The following is a 15366-nucleotide window of genomic DNA, read 5'->3' on the forward strand; positions in this document are numbered from 1 at the left end:
AGCGGCGTGCTGCGCCGCTCAGCACGCGTACGCCATCACCGCGCCATCCACCACCAGTGCGACACGTTCGCCGACGGCCGGACACCGGTGTCCCGGCACGCGTGCGCGCACGCGCACGTCGCCATCGGCATCGAGGCGCAGGAGCACGTCGGCGTCCTGGCCCGCGAACTGCGCGGCTTCGACACGCGCCGTATGGCCGCGCGCCGCATCGGCGTGCGTGAGCGGCACGATGCCGATCTGCTCGGGACGCAGCATCGCATCGGCCGGACCGTCCGGCAGCGGCGCGACGAGCGGCAGGTCGCCGAGCGCGCAGGCGATGTGCGTGCCGCGCACACGGCCTGCGAGCAGCACCGCCTGCCCGACGAACGACGCGACGTCGCGCGTGATGGGCTGACGATACAACGTCTGCGGCGCGGCCGTCTGCACGAGCCGGCCATGCCACATCACGGCTACTTCATCGCCGAGGGTCATTGCTTCGGGCTGGTCGTGCGTGACGAGCACCGATGTCGCGCCGGCTGCGGCAAGTGCATCGGCGACTGCGCTGCGCGTTTCGTGGCGCAGCGACGTGTCGAGCGCCGAGAACGGTTCGTCGAGGATCACGAGCGACGGCTCGGGCGCGAGCGCGCGTGCGAGCGCGACGCGCTGCTGCTGCCCGCCGGACAGTTGCTGCGGCGCACGGCTCGCATACGACGCGGGGAGCCCGACCATCTCGAGCAGTTCGTCGACGCGATGATGGCGCCGCCGCGCCGCGCGCGGCAGCCCGAACGCGATGTTGTCGGCCACCGACAGATGCGGAAACAGCGCGCCTTCCTGCGGCACGTAGCCGATCCGGCGCTGTTCGGGCGGCAGGTGCACGTCGGGCGCGGCCACGCGGCGGCCATCGATTTCGACGGTGCCGCGCTCGGCGCGCTCGAAGCCGCACAGCACGCGCAGCAGCGTGGTCTTGCCGCTGCCGGACGGGCCGAGCAGCGCGAGGCGCGAGCCGCGCCGCACCGTGAGGTCGATGTCGTGCAGGACGGTATGCGATCCGAACGATTTCGACAGGCCGTGGATGCGTAGTTCGCTCATGGGCGGTTCCGGGGAAAAAGGGCGTCGCTCAGTTGCGCACCGACGCGCGGCCGAGCAGCAGGAACAGCAGTCCCGATGCGCCGAGCGACAGCGCGACGAGCAGCGCCGCGTAGGGCGCCGCGGCGGCGAATGCGAGCGTCGCCGTATCGCTCCACACCTGCGTCGCGAGCGTGCGGGTGCCGATCGGCGACAGCAGCAGCGTCGCGTTGAGTTCCGTCACGACCGAGATGAACACCATCGTCGCGGCCGCGCCGAGGCCGGGTGCCGCGAGCGGCAGTACCACGCGCGTGAGGGTCGCGCGCCAGCCAAGGCCGAGTGAGCGCGCGGTTTCCTCGAGCCGGACCTGCACGTGCGACAGCGCGGCGCGCACGCTGACGACCGCGAGCGGCAGGAACAGGATCGCGTATGCGCCGACGAGCGCGGGTGCGCTCTGGTAGAGCGGCTGCAGCAGTCGCACCGTGATCGACACGATCGCCAGCGCGACGACGATGCCCGGCACGCCCTGCACGGTCATCGCGGTGCGCTCGAGCAGCGTCGCGACGCGGCCCGGATAACGGACCAGCAGGAACGCGAGCGGCAGTGCGAGCAGCGTCGTGACGGCTGCGGCCATCAGGCCATAGCCGGACGATGCGAGCGTGGCCTGCCACAGCAGCTCGGGCGACACGTCGGCCGGCGTGACGGCGGCCGCGCCCTGTTGCGTGAGCCAGTAGCCGATCATCGCGAGCGGGACGCCGAGCGTCGCGGCCGCGAGTGCGGCGAATGCAACGGTGACGGGGCCGCGCAGACGGCCAAGCGGGTAACGCATCGCGACGCGGCGCGCGGCCCGGTGCGTATGACCGTAGCGCGCATGGCCGCGTGCGCGCGCTTCGATCGCAAGGCACAGCAGGCACAGCGCGATCAGCACGCAGCCGAGCAGCGATGCGCCGCCGCCGTCGAATGCGGTGCGATATTCCGCGTAGATCTCGGTCGTGAAGGTGCGAAAGCGCAGCAACTGGAATGCGCCGAACTCGGACAGCACGCCGAGCGCGACGAGCAGCATCCCGCCGCACAGCGCGGGGCGCAGCTGCGGCAGCACGACGCGAAAGAAGGTATGCCACGGCGAGCAGCCGAGTGTGCGCGCGCTTTCTTCCAGCGCGGGATCGAGCTCGCGCAGCGCGGCGGCCACCGGCAGGTAGACGAGCGGGAAGTACGCGGAGGTCAGCACGATCAGCGCGCCGAGGAAATCCTGCAGGTCGAGGCTCAGCGACACCCACGCATAGCTCGTGATGAACGGCGGCACCGCGAGCGGCGCCGCCGCGAGCGCGGTCCACAGCGGCCGGGCAGGCAGGTCGGTGCGCTCGATGAACCACGCGAGCGCCGTGCCGAGCAGCGTGCACGCGAGGGTCGCGGCGAGCGTGATCGACAGCGTGTTGACCAGCAGTTCGCCGACGAGCGGGCGCCACAGCAGCTCGATCGCATCGTCGATGCCGAAAGTGGCCGCGCGGTACAGCGTGAAGCCGAGCGGCAGCAGGATCGCGAGCGGCCCGCACGCGGCCGCGGCGACGAGCGCGCGTGACGGGCGGCGCCGTGTCGCCATGTGCTCGCCGCCGCGTGCGGCGCGTGCCGTGCGGGACACGGCGTCGCTCATGGTCAGAGCAGACCGGCCTGGCGCAGCAGCTTGCCGGCCTGGCTGTCATCGCCGAGCTGTTCGAACGTCAGCGCCGGCGGGGTCAGTTCGTTGAACGGCTTCAGGATCGGATCCGGAGCGACGCCCGGATGCAGCGGATACTCGAAGCTGATATGGCCGCCGGCCATCAGTTTCTGCGCGCGCTCGCTGACGAGATACGCGACGAATTTCTGCGCTTCCGGCTGGTGCTTCGATGCCTTCAGCACCGCGGCACCGGACACGTTGACGGCACCGCCGACGTCGCCCTTGCCGAAGTGGTAGATCGCGCTGCGGGTCGACTTGTCGCCGAGCTCGGCGTGCAGGCGGTCCCAGTAGTAGTTGTTGACGATGCCGGTCAGCACGCCGCCGCGGTTGACGGCCGCCGTCACGCCTTCGTCGTCGTCGAAGATCTGCGCGTTGGCCTTCAGGCCCTTCAGCCATTGCAGCGTCGCGGCTTCGCCGTGCAGGGCGAGCACCGCGCTCACGAGCGGCAGAAAGTCCGCGTCGCTCGGCGCGACACCGACCTTGCCCTTCCATTCGGGCTTCGCGAGATCGAGCAGCGAAGCGGGCAACTGCTGCGGCTGGATTTTCGCGGTGTTGTAGATAAGCACGTTCTCGCGCGCGAGCACGCCGACCCAGTTGCCGTCCGCCGGGTTGAAGCGCGCGGGCACCGACTGCAGCGTGGCGGCGTCCGTCTTCGCGAACAGGCCCTTGCGGTCGAGCAGCACGAGCTCCGGCGAGTTCTCGGTGAAGTACACGTCGGCCGGCGTGCGGTCGCCTTCCGCGACGAGCTGCGCGGCGAGCGCCGGGCCTTCGCCCGAGCGCACCTTCACGGTGATGCCGCTCTGTGCTTCGAAGTCCTTGACGAGCTGGTTGACGACCTGCTCGTGCTGCGCGTTGTACAGCGTGAGCGTCGCGGCGTGTGCACGCGCGGCGTGCAGTGCGCCGGTCAGCATGAGCGCGGCGGCCGCCGCGGAAATCAGGTGCCGCAGCGGGCGGCTAACGGGTGAAGTGTTCATGTGGTTTTCAGCAGGTTGCACCCGGCCGGGCCGGGAAGGTGTGCGTTGCCTTGCGTTGCGTGTCGTCATGCCTCGAACAGCGCGGCGCCGATGTACGAACCCGGTTGCGCGCCCGGCGGACACGCGAAGATCGCGCTGCCGACGTGCGTGGTGAACTGGTTCATGATGTCCAGCTTCGCGAGCTTCTCGTTGATCGGAATGAAGCCCTTGCGCGGGTCGCGCTGGTGCGCGACGAACATCAGCCCCGCGTCGTACTCGGTCTGCTGGCGCCACGGCGGCCAGCGCTCGATGTAGAAGTTCGTGCTGTCGTTGTACGAGTACGCGCGGCGCAGGATCTGCGCGCCGTTGTTCAACTGCGGCGACGCGAGACGCGCGTGCGAGTTGTCGGGGATCACCGGGTTGCCGTCCTTGTCGGCCGCGTCGAGATCGAGTGCCTCGAACTCGTTCTTCTGGCCGAGCGGCGCGCCGCTGTACTTGTGACGGCCGACCACCTGCTCCTGGAAGCCGAGTTCCGTGTTGTCCCAGTGCTCGAGCGTGATGCGGATCCGGCGCACGACCGTGTAGGTGCCGCCGTTCATCCATGCCGGGCCTTCGCTGCCGGCCCATACGAATTCGTTCATCGCGGCCGGGTCGGACATCGGCGGATTCATCGTGCCGTCCTTGAAGCCCATCAGGTTGCGCGGTGTTTCGCCGGGCTTGCCCGACGTGAAGCCGGCCTGGCCCCAGCGCATCTGCGTCGCCTTCGCGCCGAGGCGCACGAGCTGGCGCACCGCGTGGAACGCGACCTGCGCGTCGTCCGCGCACGCCTGGATGAACAGGTCGCCGCCGGTCTTCTCGGGCAGCAGCTGGTCGCCGTTGAAACGTGGCAGGTCGACGAGCGCAGCGGGGCGGTGCTTCGCGAGGCCGAAGCGGTCCTTGCCCGCCAGCACGAACATGCCGGGGCCGAAGCCGAACGTGATCGTCAGGCGCGCAGGGCCGAGGCCGAGCGCGTCGCCGCCGTCCGCCGGCGCGACTTCGTCGCCGCCCGTCGGGGCGAGCGGTTGCGCGGTATCGCCGCGCGTCATCCGCGCGGCGGCGTCGGTCCAGGTCTTCAGCAGCGCGATGACATCCGCGCGCTGGGCCGTCGTCAGGTCGAGCGCCGCGAAATACGCGTGGCGCTGCTGCGGCGTCGCGATGCCGCTCTGGTGCTTGCCGTAGAACGGCTCGACGTCGTCATGCGCGAAAGCGGGCGCGGGCGCGGGGGCTGGTGCATCCGCCGCCTTCGCGGCCGGGATCGACGCTGCCGCGAGGCCGGCGGCCACCGCGGCGCCGCCCGCCTTCAGGAAGCCACGCCGCGCGGGGCGTGGTGGCTGGTTGGAATCGTCTGCCATGATGGGCTCCGTTACTTCGCGAGCAACAGCGTGTTGACGTCGTCCGCGACGTAGTAGAAACCGTCGCCTTCAGGTGTCATCGCGATGCCGAACAGGTTGCCGTTGCCGGGGGGCGTCTGCGCCTTGTCGGTGTTGATCCAGCGCGCGTAGATCTGCTTGCCGGCAACCGGGTCGATTTCGACGACCTGGCCGTTCTGCGCATTGGTTGCGAGCAGGTGACCGTTCGGTGCGGTGGCGAGCGCGAGCGGGCGGCGCAGGAAGCCGTCGGCGGTGACCTGGCGGCCGACGCCCGCGCTGGTGTCGCGCGTGAGCGGGTCGTCGATCTCGACGATGCGGTTGCCGATCGCGTCCGACACGTACAGCTTCTTCTGGTCGCCCGACAGCGCGAGGCCGGTCGGGCCGACCAGGAACACGCCCTTGTCGGCCTGCGCGCCGAGGCCGCTTGCGACGACCGTTTCTTGCTTGATCACGGGCGGCTTGCCGGCCGGCACGTCGAGGTCGAGACGCAGTACCGTCGCCTGCTTGTAGATAGGTGGATTGCCGTCCGCGCCGCCGACGCCGAAGCCGGCCATGCTGACGAACAGCGTCGCGCTGTCGCCGCGGTCGACCACGGCCATGTTGCCCCACGGGTCGTTGATGTTGGGCGTCGACCACGTCGACGCGATCTTGCCTTGCGGATCGAGCACGATCAGGCAGCCGGCGCCCTTGGTGTTGGTCGTGCCGTCGTTGCTCGGCGTGCTGCCGACGATCACCCAGCCCGACTTGAGCATCGTCATCGCCGTCGACAGGCCGACGCCCCCGGGGCACGCCTTCAGGTCGCGCGGGATCGACGCGAACAGGCTCAGCTGCTTCGTCGACGGGCGGTAGTTGACGATTGTGCTGCCGGTGCCTTGCAGGTTCGCCGAGTTGTTGAAGTTGTCGACGAGCACGTCGCCCGCCTGGATCGTGCCGGCCGACACCGGCGCGACCGCGATCGCGTACGGGTTCTGGTCGCCGTTGTCCGGCACCGTGTTGACGAGCGTGGTGTGGCGATGCACGGTCTCGAGGAAACCTTGCGGCTCGGCGAGTGCGCCGGCGGCGGCCGTCAGCGCGGCGGCGGCCAGTGCGCCCGTCGCGAGGCGGCGAAGCGGGGCGGATTGAATCATGTGAATCTCCTGGGGAGCGCGCCGTCCGGGCGGCGCGCGAAAATGGTCAGCGTGGGCGCGTCACGCTCAGAACGTGATCGTCGTACGCGCGCCGATCACGAATGTGTTGCGCAGCGGCTGGGTCGCGTCGCTCGGGTTCTGGCCAGCACCGGCATTGAACGTGTACTGCGCGTCGGCCTGGACGATCCACCACGGGTTGACCTGGTACTGGTAGGTCGCTTCGAGCGTCGTCTCGCGGGTGCGCACGCCGTACGGGCCGGTCGCGAACGTTCGCGCGGTCTGGTCGAGGTCGGTCACGTGGTTGCCGACCTGGATGTACGTGACGCCGAGGCCGACGCTGTCGTTGTCGCGGCCTTCGAACGGCGCCTTCAGCACGATCCCCGCGTTGGCCGAGAAACTCACCAGGTTACGGTCACCCGGCGCGCCCATCACGCGCGCGAACACGCCGAGGCTGCGCGGGCCGGTCGGGTCGGGGCGCCAGATCATCTGGTCGGCCACCGCGTAGAAGCTGTAGTTGCCGTGACGCTGCTGCGCAGTGCCGTTCGACGCCGGGTCCGCGAGCGACAGCCCGTCGGTGCCGACGTTCTGGTCCGCGAAGCGGCCGTTGTGATACCAGACGCCGATCTTGTAGGTGCCCGGCAGCCCGTTCGAGCGGCCGGTGTCCATTTCGCCGTCGGACGGCTGGTTCAGCGCGTACTGCAGTTCGCCGATATAGAGCGCGCCGTTGTGCAGGTTGAAGTTGGTGCCGCTCAGGTTATTCGGGTTGTTGCCGAGCGGATCGCCGTCGAACACGCCTGCGAGCGCGGTGAGCTTCGGCGTGATCTGCGCGCGTACGCGCACGCCGAGACCCGCGAGCGGATAGGCGGGGCCGCCGTTGGGCAGGTCGTACGACGGCAGCGCGGGCCAGCCGAACATCGTGTTGACGAACGTGTTCGCATACGTGCTGACCATGAATTCCTGGTCCAGGCTCTGCTGGCCGATCTTCACGTCGACGCGCTTGTCCATGAACGACTGCTGGTACCACAGCTCCCACAGGCGCGTCGTGCCCTGCGCCTCGATGCCGCTCGCAGTGTTGAGCGTGCCGAGATTGCGCGCACTCAGGTTGGTGCCGTGGATCTGCAGCGCGCTGACGTTGAACGTGCCGCCGGGCAGGCCGATCGCCTTCTGCGTGTCGACCGTCAACGTGGCCGTCGTCAGCCCGTCGTAGGCGCCGCCGCGGTTCAGCCCGCCGCGCACGTTCGCGAGGTATTCGCTGGTTTCGGTGATCAGCAGCGTCGCGCCATACTTGCCGAGCCATGGGCGGATGCCGCCCATGTCGCCGAGCAGGTTCTGGCGCGTCCAGATGCCGGTCCACATGTTGGTCGGCTTCGCCTGGATCGCCAGGTCGGCTTCGGGGGCTTCGGGCTGTGCGTCGACCGGCACGGCGGCAAAAGCCGCGCCGCTCGCGAACGATGCGCACGCGAGGATGGCCGCACACGCGGCGGGGCGCATCCGGGCCCGGATGTTGTCTCCCTGGAACGACGCAAACTTCATATCAAATCCCTGGTTCTATTTAGTCTGGAGTCCTGCTTGTCGGTCGCTGTCCGGACGCTCGGCACTGATTGGCCAGCGCATGAAGATGAACGCAACGCGGCGCATCGTAGGAGTGTCAAATGCGAAAGTCAATGTAAACGAGAATGATTCGCATCTAAATTACTGAATGTAATCCGCCTCCTTACGGATGGAGGCCAGCACGTGTTTAGTGCCGAGGTAAACCGTAAATATCGGTGTAATGAAAATGAATGGATCGATGCGGATCGATGGGGCGGGGGGGCGGGGCGCAGGAGGCAGCCGGCGGGCGTCGGATGGCGCGTGCCGGCAGACGGAATCGACGCCGCCACGGAATTTATCAGGATGACGCCGCCGATCGCGGGAACTCCGTGCTTTCCCGGTGTCCAAACGGGGCGCGATGAGATTCCGGGGCCGCGCGGGCCGGCCGGCAAGGCTGGGCGATTCTTTTAGGTATTTGTTTTTAATGGATTTTTGTTGGATTCGTATGCTTTTTTCGTCCCGTCCCCGCCCCGAAAATTCCTCCGGTTTCCCTTCTTGAATTTGTCAAAACCCGTCCATATAATTAGCACTCGCTGCACGAGAGTGCTAACAATTCTCTGCCGGGCGATAAGCCGGGCAGATTCCCTAAGCGTTCTTCAATCTCAGTCAAGAGAGGAGTGAATATGAACCTTCGTCCTTTGCACGATCGCGTGATCGTCAAGCGCCTGGATCAGGAAACCAAGACCGCCTCGGGCATCGTGATCCCCGACGCCGCTGCTGAAAAGCCGGACCAGGGCGAAGTCCTGGCCGTCGGCCCGGGCAAGCGCGACGACAAGGGCGCTCCGATCGCGCTCGACGTGAAGGTCGGCGATCGCGTCCTGTTCGGCAAGTACGCAGGCCAGACCGTGAAGGTCGACGGCAGCGAACTGCTGGTCATGCGCGAAGAAGACATCATGGCCGTGGTCAACGCGAAGTAAGCGTCCACTGACGGTACATATTCCCAAGAATTCAAGGAGTTAGAAGATGGCAGCTAAAGACGTCGTATTCGGCGATTCCGCCCGTTCGAAGATGGTCGAAGGCGTGAACATTCTCGCCAACGCAGTCAAGGTCACGCTGGGTCCGAAGGGCCGCAACGTGGTGCTCGAGCGCAGCTTCGGCGGCCCGACGGTCACCAAGGACGGTGTGTCGGTCGCGAAGGAAATCGAGCTGAAGGACAAGCTCCAGAACATGGGCGCGCAAATGGTCAAGGAAGTTGCTTCCAAGACCAGCGACAACGCAGGCGACGGCACGACGACGGCAACCGTCCTCGCGCAATCGATCGTCCGCGAAGGCATGAAGTACGTCGCATCGGGCATGAACCCGATGGACCTGAAGCGCGGCATCGACAAGGCAGTCGCAGCGGCTGTCGAAGAGCTGAAGAAGATCAGCAAGCCGTGCACGACGAACAAGGAAATCGCACAGGTCGGCTCGATCTCGGCGAACAGCGACACGTCGATCGGCGATCGCATCGCTGAAGCGATGGACAAGGTCGGCAAGGAAGGCGTCATCACCGTCGAAGACGGCAAGTCGCTGGCAGACGAACTCGACGTCGTCGAAGGCATGCAATTCGACCGCGGCTACCTTTCGCCGTACTTCATCAACAATCCGGAAAAGCAAGTCGCCGTCCTCGACAACCCGTTCGTGCTGCTGCACGACAAGAAGGTGTCGAACATCCGTGATCTGCTGCCGGTACTCGAGCAAGTCGCGAAGGCTGGCCGTCCGCTGCTGATCATCGCTGAAGACATCGAAGGCGAAGCGCTCGCAACGCTGGTCGTCAACAACATCCGCGGCATCCTGAAGACCGTTGCGGTCAAGGCACCGGGCTTCGGCGATCGTCGCAAGGCGATGCTGGAAGACATCGCGATCCTGACCGGCGGCCAGGTGATCGCGGAAGAAACCGGCCTGACGCTCGAGAAGGCAACGCTGGCAGAACTGGGCCAGGCGAAGCGCATCGAAGTGGGCAAGGAAAACACGACGATCATCGACGGCGCAGGCGAAGCCGTGAACATCGAAGCACGCGTGAAGCAAGTGCGCGCGCAAATCGAAGAAGCGACGTCGGACTACGACCGTGAAAAGCTGCAAGAGCGCGTGGCCAAGCTGGCCGGCGGTGTTGCAGTGATCAAGGTCGGCGCTGCGACCGAAGTCGAAATGAAGGAAAAGAAGGCACGTGTCGAAGACGCACTGCACGCAACGCGCGCAGCTGTGGAAGAAGGCATCGTGGCAGGTGGCGGCGTTGCGCTGATCCGCGCTCGCACCGCGATCGCAGGCCTGACCGGCGCTAACGCCGATCAAAACGCCGGCATCAAGATCGTGCTGCGCGCAATGGAAGAGCCGCTGCGCCAGATCGTCACGAACGGCGGCGAAGAAGCCAGCGTCGTGGTGGCGGCAGTTGCTGCAGGCCAAGGCAACTACGGCTACAACGCAGCGACGGGCGAGTACGTCGACATGGTCGAAGCCGGTGTCGTCGACCCGACCAAGGTCACGCGTACCGCACTGCAGAACGCAGCTTCGGTTGCGGGCCTGCTGCTGACGACGGACGCAGCTGTTGCAGAACTGCCGAAGGAAGACGCACCGATGCCGGGCGGCATGCCGGGCGGCATGGGCGGCATGGGCATGGACATGTAATCGACTTCGGTCGATGGTGTCCGGAGCGCGCAGCGATGCGTGTTCCAGCCAAAGAAAAAGACCCGCAGCGATGCGGGTCTTTTTTTATGTGCGCGCGGATGACGATGCGAGGTGAAAGTGGGCGGCTGGCACCCGTGCTATTCGCGCGCCATGACCAACGCGTAGTAGGGTCGCTCCTTCACGACGAAACGGGGATCGGCCGAGAGCGTACTCACTGCCGGGGCGTAGCGTGCGCGAGCCTGGGCCAGCTCTGCTGATGACGGTGGCCATTGATGTGCATTCCATAGCAGGTCGACGTAGCTGATGACGACGGCGCGGACGCTGCGATCCCCGAGGGTGCGTTCGATGTTACCGGCGAGCGTCGTCGTGTCGGACGCGAACAGTGTCGAGATGGATGCGGGCCAGTGCTCCTGTGCCAGCGCAACGTTCTTGTCGCCGCCGATGTTGTAGGTGTGTGTATTCGATGCAGCGGCCAGGTAGGCGGCGAGAAAGTCGTTGCCCTGGGGGAAAAACGCGGTGATGCCATCCTTCGGGGCATCCTGCCGGAAGTCAGCGACGATCGACTGGTCGAGCTGCGCGAACTGGTCGCGGAAGTGCAGTGGCGCATGCACCCGCACCTGATGTTCGTAATGGCGGACTTCGGAATACGTGAGCCCTGATTCCGGATTCGGCAGGTTGGACACCATCATCAGACCCAACAGCCACCACGCAGCCTTGTTCCTGTCGCGACGCGACAACTCCGCGATCAGTAGTACAAACAATGCCCAGAATGCCAGAACGGTCAGGGCGGACCATCGATACGACGCGCGCATGTTCCTGAAGCCCGGTACGTGCGTCGACAGATAGGCCGTTCCGGTAGGCGCGACCGCATATTCGGGCGGCATCGCGGCCTGGAAGTTGCCTGCAGCCCGGTCGGCGTCGGGCCGCACGGAATGGACTTTCAATGACGGCCCGAGCGCGAGGTACGTCGCAAGCATGCCAAGCACCAGTAGCGGAATGCCGTGGGTCTTGTTTTTCGACAGCACGAATCCGGCCAGGCCTGCGATGGCGATGGGGGCGATGAACGTCGTGAGCCACACTGATGCGTCGCCGAAGTAGGCCGAGTCGCTTCTCGGGGTGCTGATGCGGAGCACATCCCATAGCCACAGAAGTCCTTGGGTTGGCTGTACGAGCATGGTGACGTCGACGCCGAAGCCACGGAATACCGACAGCGGATCCGCTGCGAAGCTCTGCGTGCCGACGAATTGACGGTAAAGCACGAACGCGAGTCCGAAGTCCGCGGCATAAATCGGCATGCCGACGGCAAGCAGGCGTACCCTGCGGCCACTCGATCGCTTGAGCCAGCCCGCATACTGGACGAGTGAGCCGAAGGCGAACATGACGAACGTATAGCCGTCGGTGAAGACGGCCAGGCATGCGACGGCCGCAAGGGCGAGCGCCGATATCGCGATCGTCCGGGAGCGTCGTGCGTCGATCGCTTCGCATAGCCGGTGCGTCGTCCACAGATAAAGCGGCAACAGCGCGATCCCGATCGACAGCATCGAATAGCCGGAGTGCGCCCAAATGACCGGCATGGTTGCCCACACCAAGGCCAACGCCAGCGCATATCGCGCGGGGGCACCCAGTGCCGACGCATAGCGTTTCGAGCCCCACAGCGCGAGCGCCAGGAACAGCAACGTGGTCGTGCTGTACGCGTCGGCGGGGTTCAGCGGCGTGGCCGCAAGCATAGCGCTTTCCACCAGCGCGCCGGATAGGCCGAACGCAATCGGCGCGGGGACGGGGAGGCCGAAATTGTGGACGAAGATCGATGGCCATCCGCTGTTTGCGAAAGACTGGGCGAACGACGAAATCCACAGTGCCTGACCGAGTGTCGGAAGGGCGATGAATGGCACGGCCCCGTAGATGACGGCAACAATCGATAGCGCGACCGCGAACGGCAGCGACTCGCGCAAGGTTGATCCTAACGGATGCTGGCTTGTTGGAGTGGTACGCATATCCGGGTCAGTGTGGGGGCCTGGGCACCAGGGCGGCGCCGACAAAGAACATCAGGTCGCCGGCTACCGTCACCATGCGGCCGAGGACAATCGCGGTGATGAGGTCCGCTTGTCCGACGACACCATGCATCAGCCAGTACAGGACGGCTTCGCGAACGCCCACGCCCGCTGGTGCACCGGGCGTGACGAGCCCGGCGAGCCAGGCAATGACATAGGCGCCGCATACGGGCAACCAGAATGCGGCATCGTGCGTGTCGATCTTCGCGTGTTGCACCGTGATCGCCAGCAGGGCGCTGAAGATCAGCCCGGAGACGAGCAGAAACGCTGCATACAGCGATACCGCCCGGGCAATGCAAAGGGACCAGCAGGTCCGGATGCCCGACACGGCAATGGCAAGCGCGCCCGCGAACGCAGCGATGGCGGTTGCCGTGCCGATCACCGGCCATTTGAGCGGTGCCGCCATCAGTGCAAACGGAAGGGCGGTCGACGCAATGACCGCTAGTTCCCACACGATCGATTTGGCAACGGGCCATGCAGGCAGGCCCGCAGCAACGCAAATCGCTTGTCGGCCAGCGAGATGGAAAATGTTGCCCGGCGTATATTTGGCAAGCTGCGAGACGCCGTACGTCTTGATCGCCCAGAGGCGCGACGACGTGACACCGTGGTGGGTGAGCAACTGCAGCCAGGCCAGTGCAAGCAGCATGCCGCAAGCCCCGTAACCGGCGCCGAGTGTCGCTACGGCGCTCCAGGTAACGGCCGAGAAAGTGTCGAGCGAAAGCTGGTGGCTGTACTCGACGAGCTTCACGCCGACGAAGATCGTGCCGAGTGCGCCCAGCGCGCTACCGGTGACGTGTATCCAGCGTCGTTGCTGCTTGCCTAACTTCACTACCGTGCGGCGATGCGAGGGCGGCAAAGCAACATCGTCCACGGCAAGGGGGTGCGCACACACAAGATGTCGAAGCGCGTGGAAACGAATGCGATGAATGCCCGTTTCGACCAGCGCTGTATGTGGCCGGGCGTGTTCCCGAGGGCGGAGATATATTTGCCTCGCGCGACATTCATCGCGCTCCAGACCGGTTCGCGCGGAACGCTGAAAATCACGTGGCGAGCGCCGAGCGTCGCGATGTTGCGCAGCGCGACTTCCGGCTGCTCGAGATGTTCCAGCACTTCGCAACAGACGACGAGATCCGCTTGTATGTCCTGCGCTTCGATCCGATAGACGTCCTGGCGGGAGAAATGCGCCGGGTCGACGCACTGCGTCACGGCGTTCTCCTGCGCCAGCTCGATCACGCGAGTAGAAAAATCGCTTCCCGTGGCCTGAAGGCCCTGTTGTCGCCACCGCAGGACCCAGTAGCCTTCGCCGCAGCCGATTTCATGGATCGACGATGGTGCCGCTTGCGTTACGAAATCGGTCAACGCGTCGTCGAAACCTCGCATGAGGCGCCGCACGATCGGATTCGTCGAGCCGTACTTGTCGTAGTTGTTGCCAACGACGATGCCCTGTTCGGCCATGCCACCCGACATCTTCATTGAACGACCCCGAAGGCGCGCGTGGTTTCCTTCTCGACCGCGGCGACGTGGCCGCGGTTCGCTTGTGTCTGTTTGGTCGGGGCAGCAGGGTCGAGATCCGTTTGCATCTGCTTGACCGCGAAGCGTACGTCCTCGAGCAGTTTGCGGTTGGTCGACAGGAGGTCTGCAACGATGGCGATCAACAGCGTCTGGAATCCGGCGCCGACGAGGATCGATGCAAGGATGAGGGACTGGACGTGTCCGGTGCCGTTGCCGGTCGCCCAGAAGTAGACGAAGCGCAGTCCGGTCAGTACACCCGTGCCGAACAGAATGGCACCGAGCGTGCCGAAAAATGCGGCAGGCCGATAGATGACGAAGATCCTGAAGATCGTGTGGGCCGATCGCATCACGTACGAGTGGATGCTTTTGACCAGGCGAGACGGTCGCAGGAACCCGTTGACGCGGATCGGTACCGAGACGATCGACATGTTGCGCTGCCCTGCCTGGATGATCGTTTCCAGGGTGTAGGTGTAATCGCTGAATACTGTCAGGCGTTGGGCGGCATGGCGGCTGTAGGCGCGAAAACCGCTCGTCGTATCGGGAATCTCGGTACGGCTGACTGCACGAACCACCCAGCTGCCGATTTTCTGCAGCGATTTCTTGATCGGCGAGAAATGATCGATTTCGTCGATCGGCCGTGACCCGACTACGATATCGGCTTCACCCGCATATATAGGCCGAATGAGCGCGGGAATATCGGCTGCATTGTATTGGTTGTCGGCGTCGGTATTGACGATGACATCGGCGCCGCGTTTCAGGCAGGCTTCGAGCCCGGTCGTGAACGCGCGCGCCAAGCCCTGGTTGCGCGGATGTCGGACGATGTGGTCGACACCGGCGGCGCGCGCTACATCGACTGTCGAGTCGGTGCTGCCGTCGTCGACGATCAACCATTCGACCCTATCAAAACCCGGCACTCGGCGAGGCAATGCCGCCAGCGCAATCGGCAACGTGGCGGCCTCGTTGAAGCAGGGGATTTGAATAATTAATTTCATCGTCCGTGAGAGGTAGATTCGCCCCCGCGTCGCCGGATTTCAAATATTGAGAAAAACAATATCGTGTTTTGGCGAACGTCCATGAAATATAAATCAAATTGAATTGACAAAAAATTACGATAAATTACTTTCCATGATCGATCGTGGGCAGCAAAACGACGTCCCGATGCGATCGGAAACGCGCTGATTTTTTACGGTATGGTCAGTGTCCACGGGCGAACCGGCCACATGGATCGGTGTGTCGGTGTAGACGGGCTGTCTGTTATCTTGTAACCAAAAGTTGCAAAAACTGCGGCGGGAGGCGTGGGCGTCGGGTAGTCGGCAGCGCCGGGCAGAGGGGGAAGGAAGAAGGCGACACGTTGTATGCTGC

12 protein-coding genes are annotated in these 15366 nt (G+C 65.3%); 2 read left to right on the plus strand and 10 right to left on the minus strand.

Annotated elements, in window-relative coordinates; translation table 11 throughout:
- Window positions 1–18: 18 nt before the first annotated feature.
- The 6 genes from LXE91_RS09155 to LXE91_RS09180 form a co-directional block, all read right to left on the minus strand.
- Window positions 19–1068 carry an ABC transporter ATP-binding protein gene (locus tag LXE91_RS09155; RefSeq protein ID WP_039361173.1) on the minus strand — a complete coding sequence of 350 codons (1050 nt, stop codon included), beginning with the start codon at window positions 1066–1068 and terminating at the stop codon, window positions 19–21.
- Between the two features lie 28 nt (window positions 1069–1096).
- Window positions 1097–2695, minus strand: a complete 1599-nt coding sequence (locus LXE91_RS09160; RefSeq protein ID WP_039361169.1) for an ABC transporter permease — start codon at window positions 2693–2695, stop codon at window positions 1097–1099.
- Window positions 2696–2697: 2 nt separating this feature from the next.
- Window positions 2698–3732, minus strand: coding sequence for an iron ABC transporter substrate-binding protein (locus LXE91_RS09165; protein ID WP_039361167.1), 1035 nt, complete (start codon window positions 3730–3732; stop codon window positions 2698–2700).
- Window positions 3733–3797: 65 nt separating this feature from the next.
- Window positions 3798–5102 carry an iron uptake transporter deferrochelatase/peroxidase subunit gene (gene efeB, locus LXE91_RS09170; RefSeq protein WP_039361164.1) on the minus strand — a complete coding sequence of 435 codons (1305 nt, stop codon included), beginning with the start codon at window positions 5100–5102 and terminating at the stop codon, window positions 3798–3800.
- 11 nt (window positions 5103–5113) lie between these two features.
- On the minus strand, window positions 5114–6247 hold the full coding sequence (locus LXE91_RS09175) for a hypothetical protein (RefSeq protein WP_039361162.1): 1134 nt from the start codon (window positions 6245–6247) through the stop codon (window positions 5114–5116).
- A 66-nt stretch (window positions 6248–6313) separates the two neighbouring features.
- A complete protein-coding gene (locus LXE91_RS09180) occupies window positions 6314–7780 on the minus strand; it encodes a carbohydrate porin (protein ID WP_039361160.1) in 1467 nt (488 codons plus the stop codon).
- Between the two features lie 680 nt (window positions 7781–8460).
- On the opposite strand from LXE91_RS09180, the gene groES reads away from it, so the two are divergent.
- Together groES and groL are read left to right on the plus strand one after the other, a co-directional pair.
- On the plus strand, window positions 8461–8754 hold the full coding sequence (gene groES / locus LXE91_RS09185) for a co-chaperone GroES (protein ID WP_039361157.1): 294 nt from the start codon (window positions 8461–8463) through the stop codon (window positions 8752–8754).
- A gap of 46 nt (window positions 8755–8800) precedes the next feature.
- Entirely contained in the window at window positions 8801–10441 is a 1641-nt protein-coding gene (gene groL, locus LXE91_RS09190) for a chaperonin GroEL (RefSeq protein WP_039361154.1), read from the plus strand.
- 137 nt (window positions 10442–10578) lie between these two features.
- Here the strand turns inward: groL and LXE91_RS09195 are convergent, their stop codons facing one another.
- The 4 genes from LXE91_RS09195 to LXE91_RS09210 are packed head-to-tail and all read right to left on the minus strand — an operon-like array spanning window position 10579 to window position 14996.
- Window positions 10579–12393 carry a hypothetical protein gene (locus tag LXE91_RS09195; protein ID WP_039361151.1) on the minus strand — a complete coding sequence of 605 codons (1815 nt, stop codon included), beginning with the start codon at window positions 12391–12393 and terminating at the stop codon, window positions 10579–10581.
- Window positions 12394–12442: 49 nt separating this feature from the next.
- Window positions 12443–13363: a hypothetical protein gene (locus LXE91_RS09200; protein WP_141715659.1), complete on the minus strand. Its 921-nt coding sequence runs from the start codon at window positions 13361–13363 to the stop codon at window positions 12443–12445.
- Window positions 13321–13965 carry a class I SAM-dependent methyltransferase gene (locus LXE91_RS09205; protein WP_039361147.1) on the minus strand — a complete coding sequence of 215 codons (645 nt, stop codon included), beginning with the start codon at window positions 13963–13965 and terminating at the stop codon, window positions 13321–13323. Before LXE91_RS09205 ends, LXE91_RS09200 begins: the two co-directional genes overlap by 43 nt.
- Complete coding sequence (locus tag LXE91_RS09210; RefSeq protein ID WP_076841711.1) at window positions 13962–14996, minus strand: glycosyltransferase family 2 protein; 1035 nt, start codon at window positions 14994–14996, stop codon at window positions 13962–13964. Before LXE91_RS09210 ends, LXE91_RS09205 begins: the two co-directional genes overlap by 4 nt.
- Between the last annotated feature and the right edge of the window lie 370 nt (window positions 14997–15366).

The sequence above is a fragment of the Burkholderia contaminans genome, assembly GCF_029633825.1.
In the GTDB taxonomy this organism is placed as follows: Bacteria; Pseudomonadota; Gammaproteobacteria; order Burkholderiales; family Burkholderiaceae; genus Burkholderia; species Burkholderia contaminans.